Here is a 15,850-nt window from a genome sequence, read left to right on the forward strand (position 1 = left end):
GCTCTCCTTAACAATATTTACGGCAGCAGAAGACCGCAAGCCAATAAAATCACGACCTCTGCGGGACTCACACATGGATGAATCTGTCCACGTCCAAACATAAAAACATGTTTAAAACTTTTTTTAGCGGCTTCCTTCAAAATATTATCGAGCCCTGCATTGCTTCCTCCTGCCACAACTACACCGTCCGGATGAATGAGGCTGGCCGAGTCCCTGAAAAAGGACTCCCACTGGGCTCCATCTTTTCTGGCATCTGGGTCAAAGCAAACAATTCCAGCATATTTTTCAGATGAGACAGCATCATCAAATCCCAAAAAACGAATCTTTTCAAAATCCCAGTTGGCTGCAATCATTTCAGAATTGTCTCCTTCCTTCAACACAGCGTGAACCCCTTGAACTTCGCAAGCCACGGTCCACCCGCCCAGGCCCTCAAGGTGGTCGTAAACAAGCACAGTCCCACGGTTGCCAATCATTTTTCCTGCAAATTTATACCAGGAAACCTGCCACATCAGAGAATATGGGGCAGATAGAAATGCATCTGAAAGACCAGGACTCAACGGTTTATGATCATTTCCGAATTCCTTGACCAACTCAGCCCAGCTTTCCTCTGGATTATTGAACCTCTCGTCTGACATATTACTCGAGTTCCTTCTTTGAACACCCAACTGCAAACAAATAATGTGACATCGGATAATAACCGGTATGCACAACTTCATCATTCATGGAAAAAATGAATACAGTACGGAAATACCTTTCCAAAGTAGACTTTAGGCGCTTAGCATCGAACATATTAACATGCCCTTTCTGGCTTTCAGGCGAGGCATACGGAGTGCTGGTTACATTAGGGGTTCCAATAACACAGACTCCGTCCTCAGACATATTTTCATATATTGCCTTAAAGAACCTGGCTTCATCCTCACCGGCCAATATATGCTCAATGACATCCAGACTGACCACTCCTGCGAAGTTATTGCCTTTCAAATCTAAAAAATTGCGATTTTCAAAACGCACTTCCGGGTTGGAAAAATTCCGAACAGCTGTTTCGACAGCCGGAGTATCGAGATCCAGCCCCAGATATTTCTTTCGATTCCGATGAAGCATGGAGGCCCCAATACCTTCACTGCACCCCAGCTCCAAAATATCGCAACAATCTTCGGTCATCTGTGCAGCAAAAGCATATCGAGCGTAAATAAAAGCCAGTCGTTTTGGGTCCTTCCTGAGGTTATGCGCCATATGTGGAGAAAGGCGTATCTGTCTATCGTCAGCCATATATTTCCTCACGCTGCTCCGTTCCAGACTAACGATCAAGTAGATCCATAACTGTAGCAGCTATATTTTCCGCAGTTATCCCGGCGGCAGCCAGGTGCTCAAGTTGAGTTCCATAATTAAAAGAGAAAGAATCAGGCAGCCCTATTCTCTTGAACCTCAACGGCTTTTCCAGACAGGCTTCTGCAAGAATTTCAGCGACAGAGCCACCCAGTCCTCCCAGTACGGTATTCTCCTCAACACATACAACGCAGGAAGCCTCTTTAGCTCTATGAAGAATAGCCTCAACATCAAGTGGTTTTACTGTGGGCACATGAAGGACAGCGGTATCAACTCCCTGAGCAGCCAAAATATCTCCAGCCTTCTTCATGGCTCCAAGCGTAATGCCACACCCGAGAATCAGTGCATCCGTTCCTTCTCGGTAACTATAGGCTTTCCCTATTTCGAACGTTGTTTCTTCGGTCACAATAGGGTCATACCCCTTGGCAAGCCGGATAAATATGGGTCCCTGATGATCCAGAGTCGTAGGCATAAAACGGACCATTTCCTCAGCGTCAGCGAGCGAAACGACCGTAAGATTCGGGATCACCCTCAGAATGGATAGGTCTTCTGTAGCCCAATGGGTGGGTCCCAGAGGAGCGTATACCATCCCTCCGCCATTGCCTATGAACCTGACGTTAAGGTTATGCAGGCAGGCATCGAGCACAATCTGCTCATAACAACGACGGGTCAGAAAACTCTGAATGGTATTAACATAAACGACCTTCCCCTCATGCGCCATTCCACTTGCCATACCCACGGCGTGCCCTTCGGCTATAGCTTCCATGAAAAAACGGTCCGGCATCTCCTTCATATAATTGCAAAGAGTCCCTGCCCCAAGGTCGGAACCGATGAAAACAACCCGTTCATCCTTTTTTGCAAGCTCGTAGACCTGCTCAAGACAAGCTTTACGCATCATATTCCTCGATTGCTTTGATCATGCTCTCATATTCTTCTACCGACATCTTGGTCTTATGATGCCACGAAGGATTACCTTCGGCGAAAGGAATCCCTTTCCCTTTGACCGTATGGCTGATAATCGCAGACGGTTTACCTATTTCAAACGGTAAGGAGGAAAAGGCTTCTTCCAACTCCGACACACTGTGACCATCCACTTCACGAACCGCGAAACCAAAGCTTTTCCACTTATCGGCAAATGGTTCCAGCCCAGAAACAAGTTCTGTGCAACCGTAAGACTGCAGTTTGTTATAATCGACAATGGCAGTAAGCGAATCAAGTTTCTGCTTGGAAGCACTCATAGCAGCCTCCCAAACGGAGCCCTCCCCGCATTCTCCATCACCAAGAACAGCAAAAACCCTGCTTGAAGACTTGTTAACCCTCAGTGCTGCAGCGGATCCAACCGCAAATGACAACCCGTGTCCAAGGCTGCCTGTCGCAAATTCCACGCCAGGAGTTTTGGCAGTTGGATGCCCACCGACCAGTCCATCATAACAACAAAAACTGAACAAATCCTTGTCCGAGATAAAGCCTTTGTCCTCAAGCATTACATAAAGAGCGAGGCAACCATGCCCCTTGCTGAGAATAAAACGATCACGTTCCTCCATGGCCGGATTGTAAGGATCATATTTTAGTACCGAGTCATAAAGGACACGCAAGGTCTCCACCAGCGACATGGACGGCCCGATATGCCCGCGTCCCGCATTGTACAGAACATCTACAATTCTCTTTCTGAGTAACTTTGACCTCTGATCCAAAGTCGGCCTCCTGCCCAGCTTACTGAGCCATATTTATTTTTCTAGTGACTCGACCCACCCGTTCCTCAGGGAACAGCACACCGAATATTTCCTTGTCTTTGCTGAGAAACCTTTGTGCCTTGGTAAGTTGCCGTCGTCTCATATCCTGATCCGTTTCTTCAGAGCCTGAAGCAAAACGACGCCTGTTCAGGGCATCGTTGAAAAATTCATTAAGAAGAATCAGACACCACTTCAGCCGGAACAAAGGCAGAAAAACCTTGAAGCGTTCTTCAAAATCCTCATCAGTGGCAAAAATTTTCTTCATTCCTTCGTAAAACTCGCGCACTTCATTATCACTGAGAGTCATGGCAGGGTGGAGTAGAAAATCCGAGGTGGCCTTAACCGGGTCATCCCAGCCGAAATATTCAAAATCGAGGAAAACAAGTCTACCGTCATCTCTCTCAAGTACGTTATGAAATCCGAAATCAGAAGGACTCAAAGTGCGTTTTTCATGGGGCAGCTTTTCATCCCACCTTTCGCCCAAAAAGGTCTCTTTTGCAGCCTTGAAGCTTTCCCCAAAGTCAACAGAAAATCGACCGTCTAGAAATTTGTGCATTTCCGCAAAAAGCTCATCCGAATTCGGAAGACGGTCCAGTTTTTCCTTCCTCTGTAGAATATTCCCGACCAGATCAGACGGGGAGAGGCAAGCCTCTGCAGCAAGGCCGACATCCAACGCACCATTCCCTGCTGAGTGAACCTTTAACTCATTTATGAAATCAAGCAGTTCAGCCACCTCATGACCTTTACGTCCTAAAATACGCTTACCGTCCAAAAATGAATAAACTCCGCCCTGCAATTCATGATCACAAGCAATAGGTTTAGGAACCGTTGAGATGCCAGCCTTTTCCATAAACGAAAGAGCTGCCCACTCCTGCTCCAAACGGTTACGCCCGTCTGCAATAGGGTGCAGGTAGAACTTTACGGCAAAAACATCCCCCTTATCGCATTCGACCAGATAAACTCTGCTGTTCTTTCCTGCACAGATTCTTATTGTTGAAACCGGAGATTTACCCAGCAGCTTCAGGACAAGGCTTCCGGCTTCATCCATTTGTGTTCCTGCCAATATTCAATGTGTAATCAGTTATCTGGTCAAAAGTCGAAAAAACCACGACACCGGGAAGAACACGATCCTCTGATTCCGGAGAAAATAAAATTTTAAGAACACCTTCAGGGAAGCCCGGTTCCACAAAAACTTCTTCAAGGTCATCTATAAAAATACCACATTCAAGCTCGGCAATTTTCATGACCTTGGCTTTTCTGGTAGAAAGAAAGAAGACGTCCTCTACGCACATTCCAAGTCCGTGAGAGTCAAAAAAACCTCGCTCATTAAGAAAATCCATTGCACTTTGACGCAAGTCAACCTTCACGTCTCCGAAATTTGGATAACGAGTTTTATGGCTGACAATTTTGAACGGATATCCCCTTTCTTTTAAGGCAGACAAGAACTTCCAGGCCCCAGGCATGAGCTCAGCATCGCCGATGGAATCTCCATAAATCGCAATTTGCAATTTCTGCCATTCGATATCGCCGAACTCTCTCCTAACATGATCGCGTATCGTGCGTTTCTGCAGGGGGAAATCATCTGGAATGCAGCCACGCTCCAGTGCAATTTTGTGCAAGCACTTATCATAGCTAATTATCGTATTATCGAGATCAATCCCAACTATCATAGACCCAACCTAGATAAAATTCACATGCGGCCCGGGATTACGCAGTTCCCAGAGATATGCATTGATTTTGTCCATACGGCAGTTAACTCTGCAGTTATGCGGATTAAGATTATGATTGCACCACTCAAGTGAGTCCATACGCTTTTTGCCATTCCAGATTTCTTCAAATGTCTGTTTAAAAATATTGCCATATAAGAAACGTTCATCCTGCAAGTGTACACTGCACCCCCAAACATCACCCTTAGCATCAATATGAGACCAAAAAGGCAAACCGTAGCAGCGATTATACTCATGCTTTTTTTCGTTCCATGACTTCATGGTGTTCAAGCGAAAGACAACGTTAAAAGCCCCCGAACTAAGAGCGGTGACTTTTTCAGCGAGCTCGGCATACCCATCATAAACTATGTCCTTATATTTATCGTTTTCAGTCTGAGGATGATGAGAATACGGTTTTACTACCAAATAATCCAAACCGATTTCGCGGCAGGTAACTGCAAGACCCTCTACCTCATGTGAGTTTTCAGGAAGCAAAAGAATTTGCGCACCCAGTATACTAGAGGCACCAAGTTTCTTACGGATATCTACGGCAGCGGCAAGGTTATCCAACACTTTATTAAAATCACTTGCGGATGTTCTATGAACTTTTGAATACGTTTCTGCTGTACCTGCGTTGAGACTGACTTTTATCCAGCTGGTTGCCTTAAGAATCTTTTCGCTATACTCAGGCTTCATCAGCACTGCGTTGGTTGTAAGAGCGACATCAATTCCGGAGCTTTTAGTTTTACAGACTATCTCGGCCATACGTCTGTTAAGAAAAGGTTCTCCCTCCCCTGCATACATAATGCTTTTAACTCCAAGACGCCCCATTTCTTCAAGTCTTGGAGCCAGCTTATCATAATCCATAAAATCAGGCTGATAACCGGCAAAATCAACTGCACAGAAGCAACAACGATGATTACAAGCCCCAGAAGGCCCAAGCTCTAAGTATATAGGATAAACAGTCTTTCCAACAAGCCAGTCGGAAACTCGCTCAGGATGAAGCATCAACTTATGAGAATCAATTCTGAATTTATCTTTAGACATATTATTTACCATTTGAGTTAGACAGAAACTGAGTCCATCCAGTAATGAAGGATACAAGCATGCCCTGTTTCGGCCATCCCATAAGTTTCAGCGGGGATCCAGAAATTAAGGTCGCCAATCTGACGCATTTTATTGTCCGGTTTCATAGCCGTTATGGTTACCACTGCAGCCCCTAGTTCTGATGCATAACGGCAAGCATTGACGACGTTGGGAGAATTGCCGGAGCTGCTGATTCCCACTAGCATATCATTAGGAGTTAACCTGCGGCGAAGAGGTTCGACAAAAACCTGATCATAGGAAATATCGTTGGCGACAGCTGTAATCAATGCAAGATCGGTAAAAACCTGTGTGTGAACATGAGCATTTTTTGCAAGATCGGCGGAAAAATGACTTGCCATGGAGGCACTTGCCCCGTTTCCAATCAAATAAATAATTCGCCCACTCTCTCGTAAAGCAACGGTAAGTTCTTTCCATTTTTCAAAAGCCTGATCACACGCACAACCTTTAATAGCGTCACAGGTCACTTCCAGTGATTCAAGGCAATTTTTCAATGAGTCAGTATGGTTGTTCCACATACTTTTATTCTGCTTGTCCATTTGAAGCGAGTCTTCTGACTGCTGTCCAAAGCTGGGGGATTGTATCGGCATGAAATCCACGGACATAATAACTCCTTCCGCCATCAGCGACGGTCCTCACCAACATGGTTTTCCAAGGTCTGAAATAATACTGGGCACTTGTTTTAGGTGCCTCGGCATCCACCTTTTCTGGAAGGTCATGCAAATCACACACCAACGTTGTGAAATCAGATATTTTCCGACCTTCTTGAACCGCAACATTGCGGACCATTGACAATGCTTTTAGGTAAATCTCCGGGGCCATAATGGCACTTCCGAAATTCATGACTACGCCGCCCTCAAGCGATTCCAGCATAGAAGCAAAGATCAAAAAATCTGTATAACTGGCTGCCCCAACCGCAGCACCGTCAAAATTAGGATGTTCATGAATAATATCATAACCGATCCCAACATGAACTGTCGCAGGAATACCAAGCTCATAAGCTTTTGCGAAAAGGCTGACCCCGGTATTAGGCAAATTATTCTCAGAAATATATCTGCCTACAGCTTCACCAAATCCAAGCCCATGGCGAACACCATCTGCCACAATATCGTTCAGCAGGCCGGTTTCCTGCCAAAGGCCAAATTGTCCGTTCGAAATATATGTAGCCACGCATTCAGTGGTTTTGCCATGCAGTGCCAATTCAAAATCATGAATCGCGCAAGCCCCGTTCACAGCAATACAACTGATTAGCCCTTCTTCCATGAGTTCAATAAGATACTTCTGCATACCGGAGCGCAGCACATGCGCTCCAATCATTAAAACTCTGCAAGCACCGTTAGCTTTAGCCGACCTCAAGCCGGAGGCAACATGTTGAAATGAGCGATGAACTTCTACACGCGGTTCTGGTCCTTCAATGATCGCCACATCCAAAAGGCTATTTCTATCTGAAATGGGACGGACTATAAGCCTTGAGCGATCAAAAAGTTTGTATTTTGAACTCATCTCTAACCCTATTTAAGAGTTGCGGTAATATATTTGCGCATAGCCTGCTTGCTGATCGATCTGTCATTACCCATAATCTGGACAGCCAAGGATCCAGCTACATTTCCAAGAAAACCGATAAGTTCTTCATGAAGCCCCATACAGGCCGCCATTGCCGCGACAGAAAACAGTGCATCCCCTGCTCCAACCCTGTCCACAACACTGGAATTAAATGACGGGACCCGGACAAATTCATTGGCTGGGTTATACAAAGAACATCCTCTGCTTCCCTGAGTCACCAAGCCCAACTTAACTCCCAGTCTGTCTCCAACATCAAAAAGAAGAGGCCGCAGTTCGCTGACCTGATCACGTGTTTCCAGACGCAACTCATGTTCGGCTAGGGAAAAAAAGTCTACATGCGGATATTTACCGATAGTGTTAAATCCTCTGTTTCCGGCGTTCGCCTGTGTATTTACTGCCAGGTAAGGTGCTTTTTCGGAAAGGATATTGACCATTGCCTGAGAGATAAAACCATGACCGAAATCAGCGACGAGAACTATGTCATAACTGCCCAGCAGCTGCTCCAGCTGTTTGCATAACCCCTGTTCTACATTTTCAGGCAACGGATCATCGTTCATAACATAGATTTCCAACACCTTACTCAACGAGTACCCGTCAATAAACCGTCTTTTAAGAGTGGTGGGGGACTTGGGACGGGTAAAAAAATAAGGAACAATCTTTGGGTTGAGCTTTTCCCTGATAAATTCTTCGTAACGGTCCGTATCTCCGAGCATGGAAAGAAGAGTAACTTCTCCGGCAAAATTGGCTACGTGGTTGGCGACAGCCAGTGCACCACCGGCATAGAGCTCATGGGACTGATATTTAAGTGCGAGTATAGGGTCCTTGGAAGATTTACCCAGGGTAGTTGCTATCTGGTATTCATCAAGAATGGTATCTCCAACCACCAGCACTTTCAAATCGTTCATCCTGTCAAGCATTCCTAACAGGGATTCAAGATCGTATCTCTTTCTGAACATTTTAAGGTATTCATCAAGCTCTTCGCTATTTTTGCTCAAATACCTGTTAATCAAATTTGAAGAACTGAAGACGATGTCAGATGTGAACACCAACTCGGCCCCAATTTCCCTGACAACGGCTGCCTCAGGACCTATTTTTCCAGTAGGGTCATCTTCTACACTCTTAAACTCATCTCCTTTGGCGTATACATTCGGGCGAATCAGACGCAACGTTTCCTCTGCTGTTGCCCACTCATTAATGGTCACGTAATCAGTCTCTCCAAGGGAGGCCAACGCTTCGGCCCGCAGAGTTTCAGTGAATGCAGGACGATCAGGGCCCTTATCGACGAAACGATCAGGAGTGAGACTGACAATCAGAATATCACCGTATTCTTTCGCCTGATTGAGGTAACGGATGTGTCCGATATGCAGAAGGTCGAAAACACCATGGCACAGTATCACCTTCTTACCCTGTTCTCGCAGGGAAGCGGAAATAACTGCTAACTCAGAAACCGTTTTAATTTTATTTTCAATATTACCGGTCACTTCATAACCCTCTTTTCTTTGACTCACTTCAATTCACACTCTAATCGTCCAGGATTTCCTGACATATTTCATCGGCCTCAATCCATCCTCGGGATCGACCCGCCAGTCCCTATCAGACAATTCTGCTTCAACTGGCTCTTTAGTCCCAGCTCCATCTGCACCGCAACCTACCCGGACATTCCGTATCATTTGGGCAGCCTGCTCCGGCAACCAGCAATGGCCGTTCGCAAATTCCACTCCCTGCGCATCAAGGTCAAGATGAAACTCAATCATCTCGGCCTCATATCTGTGCACGGCTCGCTGAACAACTCCTTCCTGCACTGTATGATCAGACCACCCAATTTTGCAACTGAATTTCTTTTTCAGCAATTCTATTGCCGACAAATTAGCCTGACAACTGGGCGTAGGGTAACCGGAAACACAATGCAGCAAAGTCAGGTCAACACAACCCGCACCACGAAGAGTTTCTACAGCATGAGAAATTTCAGCAACATTCGCCATGCCCGTAGACAAAACAATAGGAATTCCTGTCGCAGCACAGGAGATGAGCAAATCGTCCCATAACAGCTCGTATGATGCAATTTTGAAAAAATCCACATACGGACTTAAAATACCAACCGCACCAAGGTAGAAAGGAGTACACGAAAAACCGATTCCACACTCCCGACATTTCTCCGCTATCAAAGGAATATACTCTTCAGGCAGTTCCCATTGTTTTCTTTCCCTGTGTTTCTCACTTGCGGCAAGGATCTCCGGGGCAAACAGCTCATCAATTTTAAAAAGCTGAAATTTAACCGCATCACACCCTATTTTAACCGAGGATTCGACAAAATCAAAACATCGTTGCAGATCACGTGCGTGATTGCTTGAAACCTCAGAAACAAACAACGGTATTTTACTTTTCATTAACTCAGCCCTTCATTAAATGAGTCATAATACCCCCGGCAAAGCCGGGGGCTTGTTTTTGTGAGCCACTCGAAGTGGCTTTAAGAACCGCCTAAAGGCGGAATTTCAATTGTTCAATCCGTTGGTCTTCTTTTTCCTGATTCCGAATGTACTCCCGAATCACTTTTTCATCACGACCCACGGTAGAAACAAAGTATCCTCTGGCCCAAAAGCTTTGCCCAGCGTAACCGCGTGCTCGGCCTTCGATTTCACGAGCAATATGAATTGCGCTCTTACCTTTTATAAAACCAACAACTTGGGCTACCGAATATTTGGGAGGGATAGCAATATACATATGCACATGATCGTTGCATAAGTGGCCTTCCAGAATCATACATTCGCGCTGTCGCGCAAGTTTATGAAAAACCTCGCCCAAGTAGTTTTTCAGTTTGCCAAACAACACCTTGCGTCGACATTTCGGTATCCACACAACATGATACTTGCAGTCCCATTTTGTATGGCATAGGCTTGAATTGCACTTCATAGAGCCTCTCCTCTGCTCACTTTGAGCAGCTCACAAGGAGAGGCTTTATATTACTCCCGCATAAGTCAAACTTTACTGGTCCCCCAGCATAGCTGGGGGGTTTCTCAGTGGACTCAGGCAACACGAGGATCAGATTGCCATTTTCTCCAAATAACATTCAGCCATTCTTCCAATCATACCAATATGTTGACGAATAATAGAATTAGCTAAGACCTGATTATCACTTAACGAAGAAACACATCCACCCTCTACGAACTCAGCCATCTCGAGGCATGCCTCCATAAGCTCCTTCGGAGAATTGTTACGCATATGCACGCCCAGTTCCTTAAGTTGTTCAATCTTATTTAAGCTTGCAACTCCATGACCAAAAATTTCTCTTAGAGCCAACTCCCTTTCGCCATCAATCCAAAAAAATCTTTTGAACATGGTAATACAATTTGGATCCCAATCCACAACAGCTCCGGCTTGAGCATAATTAACATAAAGAACAGGTCTTCTGAAAATGAAAGAAATACCGTCAATTCCCGTTCCGGTTGAAATCATAAATGAGCAGGTCCCACATAAATAAACATCCATAAACTCAGACCTGAAATAATTGGAATAATCTATAACACGCGGATGATCTAGTTCAAAAGTTTTTTCCGTAACAGCACCCATACGCAAGACGTAATAGCCCCTTTCCGCCAAGGCTAAGGCCGCATCCTTGTAGGTATCAATATCTGAATCCCTGAAATCGTGATAACTCCAATCCTTTCCTTTAAGATGGGACTTCAGGTAGGCATTATCACGTACGTTCAGGCAGACATATTCAGCTCCAGGCTCTATCCCCATTCTAGCCAACTCTGACCTTGCCATATCCTCTTCCTTTTGTGTGAACTTTAGAAAAGGTTCCGACCTATGCCAAAGTTTATAATCATCGCGTCCATTATTTCCGTGCAGATCTTTATATGTGTTGTAGGGGCTCTCAGGAGAGAGAAGTGGTGCCACGACCGATGCAACCGGAGAATAACGAATCACCCGATTCCACATCAGTTTCAAAAATTTATTTGAGACAGGTTCGCTGTGTCCCAGAAAATCAAATGTTTCAGAATCAGTTATTCCTGCGGCCCGCTCACTGAGATACTTTTCAGTATTCATGGCGAAATGTCCGATCCGTTCACTTCGCAAGGTTCCAAACCTGACCTTCAGCCATGGAAAAACAGAATCAGCCAGTTGAACAAGATGTTCACAGTCCTGATAGCTAAGTTCCTTACTCCGCAACTTTGCCTCAAGGGCTCTCATATGTTCGACAAACATTTCTTCAAGAAAAGGCCTGAGTTCCTTTTTATCAACCTCAAGAATAGTTAAGCAGTGGGGACAAATGAATTTGCTGTTCCCCAACCTAGGCTTAAGTAAATCAATCCTTACATTTCCCGAACAATGCGAACATTCACCATCAACCAGTATTCTGGAGGAATCTATAGCTATCTCCGGACTACAGGAGGCAGGATAAAAAACAGAATATTTTGCTCCCTCTGGATCAACGCCGCCATTTTCCAGAAATATCTTGATTTCTTCCTGCAGAGGATCAAGCCCCTTCACCGCCTCCGATGCCATTCCCATCGCCCCGCAAGAAATTGCAGCCTTGGCAAAGGAGATCCTGTCCTCTGTGCCGGAAGCAAGGGCTTTTACACCGAATTTCTTAAGCAAAATGGAAAGCTCCTCATTCCTGAGGGACTGGATACCGGCATAAAAAGAGTTTTCCATTTCCGAAGGTTTTGTATTCATTCAATCCTCCACAAGACTGTAAAGATGTCACTTTATGGACACTGTCCAATACAAATGCATTATCCACGCCAAAGCAGACACCCTTGCAGCCGACCATATACCAAAAAAATGTTATTATCATCTTTTAAAACCGGCAGTTATCCCTCACACACTCCATAAAATTATCCAAAGCAGCAAACCCCATACCCTTGCGACAGACAACATGCATTTCCAGCGAAGGGTAATCCCCTGCAAGCCTAAGGAAAACCACTCCCTTTGTATTGCGCCGAGCCATACTTTCGGGGACGATGGAAACTCCTATCCTCGCAGCCACAAGAGCCAGCGCAGCTGTCTTGGTCCCGGTGTCCTGCACTATATCGGGAGTAAAACCGCATGCGGCAAAAACTTTCATCCATTCATCATAAAGCAGTGGCTGGCTATCTCGCGGATAGAAAACCAGCGGCTCCCCTGCCAGCTCCGATACATCAACACTGTCGCGCTCTGCAAACCTGTGCCCCGAAGGGGCGATCAGCGCATATGATTCTCTATGAAAGACCTCCGCCACCAGATCACTTACATCATGGCGGAACAGACGGACCACACCGACATCTATTTCACCGCTGCGGACAGCCTCAAGCTGTGCGTTGGTAAACATTTCCCGCAGGACCAGATCCACTCCCGGATATCGGCCTTTGAATTCAGCAATTATTTCCGCCAGCGGAGTTTCCAGCGCCGGCCCTATATAGCCGAGCCGCAGCCTCCCACCCTGCCCGGATACAGCCGCGCGAAGGTTTGACTCCGCTCTTTCAAGAGAGTCGAGTACCCTGCGGGCATCCTCCAAGAGAACTTTACCTGCCGCCGTGAGAACAACTGAACGTTTGTTGCGTTCGAAAAGCCGTACCCCAAGCTCGTCCTCAAATTTCATTATCTGCTGGCTCAGGGGCGGCTGCGAAATATGAAGCCTTCGGGCGGCATTGCCAAAGTGAAGCTCCTCGGCGACAGCCACAAAATATTTCAACTGACGTGTTTCCATAACAAATATCTAGCAGATATTACTTTCATTCAAAAGATATATTCGACATATTTATTACTAGGCCATATTCATCAGTCATAAAAACTTCAACCGTTAAGAACGGAGGCAAACAATGACTGAAAGAATATCTGAAAAAGCACTTGGAAACAGCGAACTGAAAATATCCACCATCGGACTGGGCTGTATGGGACTCAGTGAATTCTACGGGCAGCCGGCTTCGCTTGAGGACGGATGCAATCTTATCCGCCATGCACTGGAGCGGGGAGTAAACTTCTTTGACACGGCTGATATGTATGGAGACGGCCACAATGAAAAAATGCTGGCCGCAGCCCTGAAGGGAAAACGGGAACAGGCTGTAATAGCCACAAAATTCGGTATCGTACGTCAGAACGGAGAATATGCAAGGACGATCTGCGGCACACCTGAATACGTGCGCAAAGCCTGCCACGACAGCCTCAAAAGGCTCGAAACAGACTACATCGATCTTTATTACATCCACCGAGTAGACAGCAGCACTCCCATCGAAGATACCATTGGCGAAATGTCCAGACTGGTGGACGAAGGCAAAATCCGTGCTCTGGGAATTTCGGAGGCATCCGCAGAAACCATTCGCAGGGCTCATGCAGTACACCCGATTTCTGCACTGCAGTCGGAGTACTCGATGCTGACCCGTGACCCGGAGGATGAAATACTGGCCCTGACGCGCGAACTGGGGATCACCTTTGTTCCTTACAGCCCCATCTGCCGAGGACTGCTGAGCTCCAGCCGGATTGACTCCAACGACTCTGCAGACTTTCGCCGCAACCTCCCCCGCTTTCAGGGAGAGGCGTACGACAAGAACAAATCCATTGCCACAGCCCTTTCGGAAATAGCTCAGGCCAAGGGGTGTTCCCTGGCCCAGCTGTCTCTGGCCTGGGTACTGGCACAGGGAGACAATATAGTGCCCATTCCCGGCACAACAAAGATCAAAAATCTGGAATCAAACATTGAAGCAGCTGGCATTAATCTCACTGGAGATGAACTTGCAGAGATTGATATTATTCTGTCCGGAGCAACCGTAGAAGGTGCGCGTTACACAGAAGAAGGGATGAAAGGGGTTAACCTGTAAACAATATTATCCCATAAACAACCAGGAGGGGCCCACAAACAGGCCTCTCCTGCTGCCTTCCACCATACCGATTACACAGGCTATACAAATTTATTAGACTATCCTGCCTTGAACCTTAACTGCCAGCTGTGATAGCGTGAGATATAAAATAGAATTTTTCACGAATCTTCTATCCGCTGTAATGGGAAGGCAGGGTCCTTTTTTGAAAAACCGATTCAAAATATCCTCCGTTGCGATCCAGATTGCCGCAGTATATGCACTGTTCGGCTTTCTCTGGATTCTGCTTTCCGACAAACTTCTTCTGTTTCTGGTCCGCGACATAGACACCGTCAACAGACTTCAGACCTACAAAGGATGGTTCTATGTTCTGGTAACAGCAGCGCTGGTCTGCCTGCTGATTGAAAAACACATCCGAACGCTGCAGCTTAGCGAACAAAGATACCGCAGACTGCTCTCAAACATTGCAGACCCAATTTATCTTGCCAACTCCAAAGGAGAAATGGTCGACTGCAACAGTGCAGCCACGACAAGACTCGGCTACACCAGAAGTGAACTGCTGAGCATGAAGCTCGATGAAATTGATCTGTACGTGAATATCGATGTCTGGATTAAAATTATCTCAGAAATGAAAAACGACCGCAAATTTCCGCTTGAATCTCTCCATCGTTGTAAAGACGGGACTACATTCCCGGTAGAAATTTCGGCATGCGTTTTTGATGAAGGAGAAGAAAGATTTGTGCTGGGAGTTGCGCGGGACATCACAGAACGCAAGCAGACTCTTGAGTTACTGGTTCAGACAGAAAAGATGAATTCCCTGGGGAATATGGCAGCCGGAATTGCCCATGAGATCAACAACCCTCTCTCAGCCATACTCGGTGCCTGTCAGAATATCCGAAACAGAGTATTCAAAGACACCCTCAAAAACATGGAAACGGCAAATGAGTGCCATATAGAACTGGAATGCTTGAGGGAGTATTTCAACAAAAGGGATGTTACACGTATGCTGGACGCTATCGCCGCTTCTGGAGAAAGAGCATCAAAGATAGTCACCAGTATGCTGAACTTCTGCTACAGCAGCCCGGTTGAGCTTCACGTATGCAAAATCACCACCCTTCTTGATGAAACCATCGAGCTCATTTCAGCAGACTTCAACCTCATCAAGGAATATGATTTCAGGCACATACAGATCATTAGAGATTACCCTGAACAGGATCTGCAGGTCTGTTGTCTACGCAGTGCCATCCAGCAGGTTTTCCTTAACCTTTTCAAGAATGCCACCGAGGCTATGGCCGAAAAAACATATGAGCAGGATGTTCAGCCGCAAATTACTCTCCGGGTAAGACAACAGAAGGATAATGTCTCAATAACAGTTGAAGACAACGGCCCGGGTATGAACAAGGAAATGCTGAAAAAAATATTCGAACCGTTCTACACCTCCAAGGATGTGGGCAAGGGGACCGGGCTTGGACTCTCGGTTTCCTATTTCATAGTCACCGACCAGCATAAAGGAAACATGGAAGTTGAAAGCACTCCAGGGAGAGGGACAAAATTCATCATCACCCTGCCTCAGGAGGCCTGTTCGATAGCTTCTTGAAATGCACCCGCGCAGTATTTGAGGGAA

At 46.1% G+C, this 15,850-nt stretch carries 16 protein-coding genes; 2 read left to right on the top strand and 14 right to left on the bottom strand.

All coding sequences use genetic code 11. The annotated features are described in order from the left end of the window. Window positions 1-17: 17 nt before the first annotated feature. From N7E73_RS05765 to N7E73_RS05830, 14 genes are all read right to left on the bottom strand, one after another. Entirely contained in the window at window positions 18-635 is a 618-nt protein-coding gene (locus tag N7E73_RS05765) for a hypothetical protein (protein WP_432738085.1), read from the bottom strand. Window position 636: 1 nt separating this feature from the next. Beyond that, complete coding sequence (locus N7E73_RS05770) at window positions 637-1,269, bottom strand: class I SAM-dependent methyltransferase (RefSeq protein WP_432738086.1); 633 nt, start codon at window positions 1,267-1,269, stop codon at window positions 637-639. A 28-nt stretch (window positions 1,270-1,297) separates the two neighbouring features. Then, a complete protein-coding gene (locus N7E73_RS05775) occupies window positions 1,298-2,224 on the bottom strand; it encodes a transketolase family protein (protein WP_432738087.1) in 927 nt (308 codons plus the stop codon). Continuing rightward, window positions 2,214-3,020 carry a transketolase gene (locus tag N7E73_RS05780; RefSeq protein WP_432738088.1) on the bottom strand — a complete coding sequence of 269 codons (807 nt, stop codon included), beginning with the start codon at window positions 3,018-3,020 and terminating at the stop codon, window positions 2,214-2,216. Before N7E73_RS05780 ends, N7E73_RS05775 begins: the two co-directional genes overlap by 11 nt. A 19-nt stretch (window positions 3,021-3,039) precedes the next feature. Further along, a complete protein-coding gene (locus N7E73_RS05785) occupies window positions 3,040-4,107 on the bottom strand; it encodes a phosphotransferase (protein WP_432738089.1) in 1,068 nt (355 codons plus the stop codon). After that, on the bottom strand, window positions 4,100-4,729 hold the full coding sequence (locus N7E73_RS05790) for a hypothetical protein (RefSeq protein WP_432738090.1): 630 nt from the start codon (window positions 4,727-4,729) through the stop codon (window positions 4,100-4,102). The genes N7E73_RS05785 and N7E73_RS05790 overlap by 8 nt, the downstream gene beginning before the upstream one ends. A gap of 9 nt (window positions 4,730-4,738) precedes the next feature. After that, a complete protein-coding gene (locus N7E73_RS05795; RefSeq protein ID WP_432738091.1) occupies window positions 4,739-5,812 on the bottom strand; it encodes a radical SAM protein in 1,074 nt (357 codons plus the stop codon). Window positions 5,813-5,829: 17 nt separating this feature from the next. Next, entirely contained in the window at window positions 5,830-6,408 is a 579-nt protein-coding gene (locus tag N7E73_RS05800; RefSeq protein ID WP_432738092.1) for an SIS domain-containing protein, read from the bottom strand. After that, window positions 6,392-7,372 (bottom strand): hypothetical protein, encoded by a 981-nt coding sequence (locus tag N7E73_RS05805; protein WP_432738093.1) that lies wholly within the window; start codon window positions 7,370-7,372, stop codon window positions 6,392-6,394. The genes N7E73_RS05800 and N7E73_RS05805 overlap by 17 nt, the downstream gene beginning before the upstream one ends. An 8-nt stretch (window positions 7,373-7,380) precedes the next feature. Further along, window positions 7,381-8,913, bottom strand: coding sequence for a PfkB family carbohydrate kinase (locus tag N7E73_RS05810; RefSeq protein WP_432738094.1), 1,533 nt, complete (start codon window positions 8,911-8,913; stop codon window positions 7,381-7,383). A 33-nt stretch (window positions 8,914-8,946) separates the two neighbouring features. After that, complete coding sequence (locus N7E73_RS05815; protein WP_432738095.1) at window positions 8,947-9,819, bottom strand: N-acetylneuraminate synthase family protein; 873 nt, start codon at window positions 9,817-9,819, stop codon at window positions 8,947-8,949. A gap of 91 nt (window positions 9,820-9,910) precedes the next feature. Next, a complete protein-coding gene (gene tnpA / locus N7E73_RS05820) occupies window positions 9,911-10,342 on the bottom strand; it encodes an IS200/IS605 family transposase (RefSeq protein ID WP_432734677.1) in 432 nt (143 codons plus the stop codon). Window positions 10,343-10,471: 129 nt separating this feature from the next. Beyond that, window positions 10,472-12,109, bottom strand: a complete 1,638-nt coding sequence (locus N7E73_RS05825) for a TIGR04372 family glycosyltransferase (RefSeq protein ID WP_432738096.1) — start codon at window positions 12,107-12,109, stop codon at window positions 10,472-10,474. A 124-nt stretch (window positions 12,110-12,233) separates the two neighbouring features. Beyond that, window positions 12,234-13,121: a LysR substrate-binding domain-containing protein gene (locus N7E73_RS05830; RefSeq protein ID WP_432738097.1), complete on the bottom strand. Its 888-nt coding sequence runs from the start codon at window positions 13,119-13,121 to the stop codon at window positions 12,234-12,236. A 112-nt stretch (window positions 13,122-13,233) separates the two neighbouring features. Between N7E73_RS05830 and N7E73_RS05835 the strand changes: the two genes are divergently transcribed. After that, window positions 13,234-14,229 (top strand): aldo/keto reductase, encoded by a 996-nt coding sequence (locus tag N7E73_RS05835; RefSeq protein WP_432738098.1) that lies wholly within the window; start codon window positions 13,234-13,236, stop codon window positions 14,227-14,229. Window positions 14,230-14,431: 202 nt separating this feature from the next. Beyond that, a complete protein-coding gene (locus tag N7E73_RS05840; RefSeq protein WP_432738099.1) occupies window positions 14,432-15,823 on the top strand; it encodes a two-component system sensor histidine kinase NtrB in 1,392 nt (463 codons plus the stop codon). The last annotated feature ends 27 nt before the right edge of the window (window positions 15,824-15,850 follow it).

Source organism: Maridesulfovibrio sp. FT414, assembly GCF_050916235.1.
Taxonomy (GTDB): Bacteria; Desulfobacterota; Desulfovibrionia; order Desulfovibrionales; family Desulfovibrionaceae; genus Maridesulfovibrio.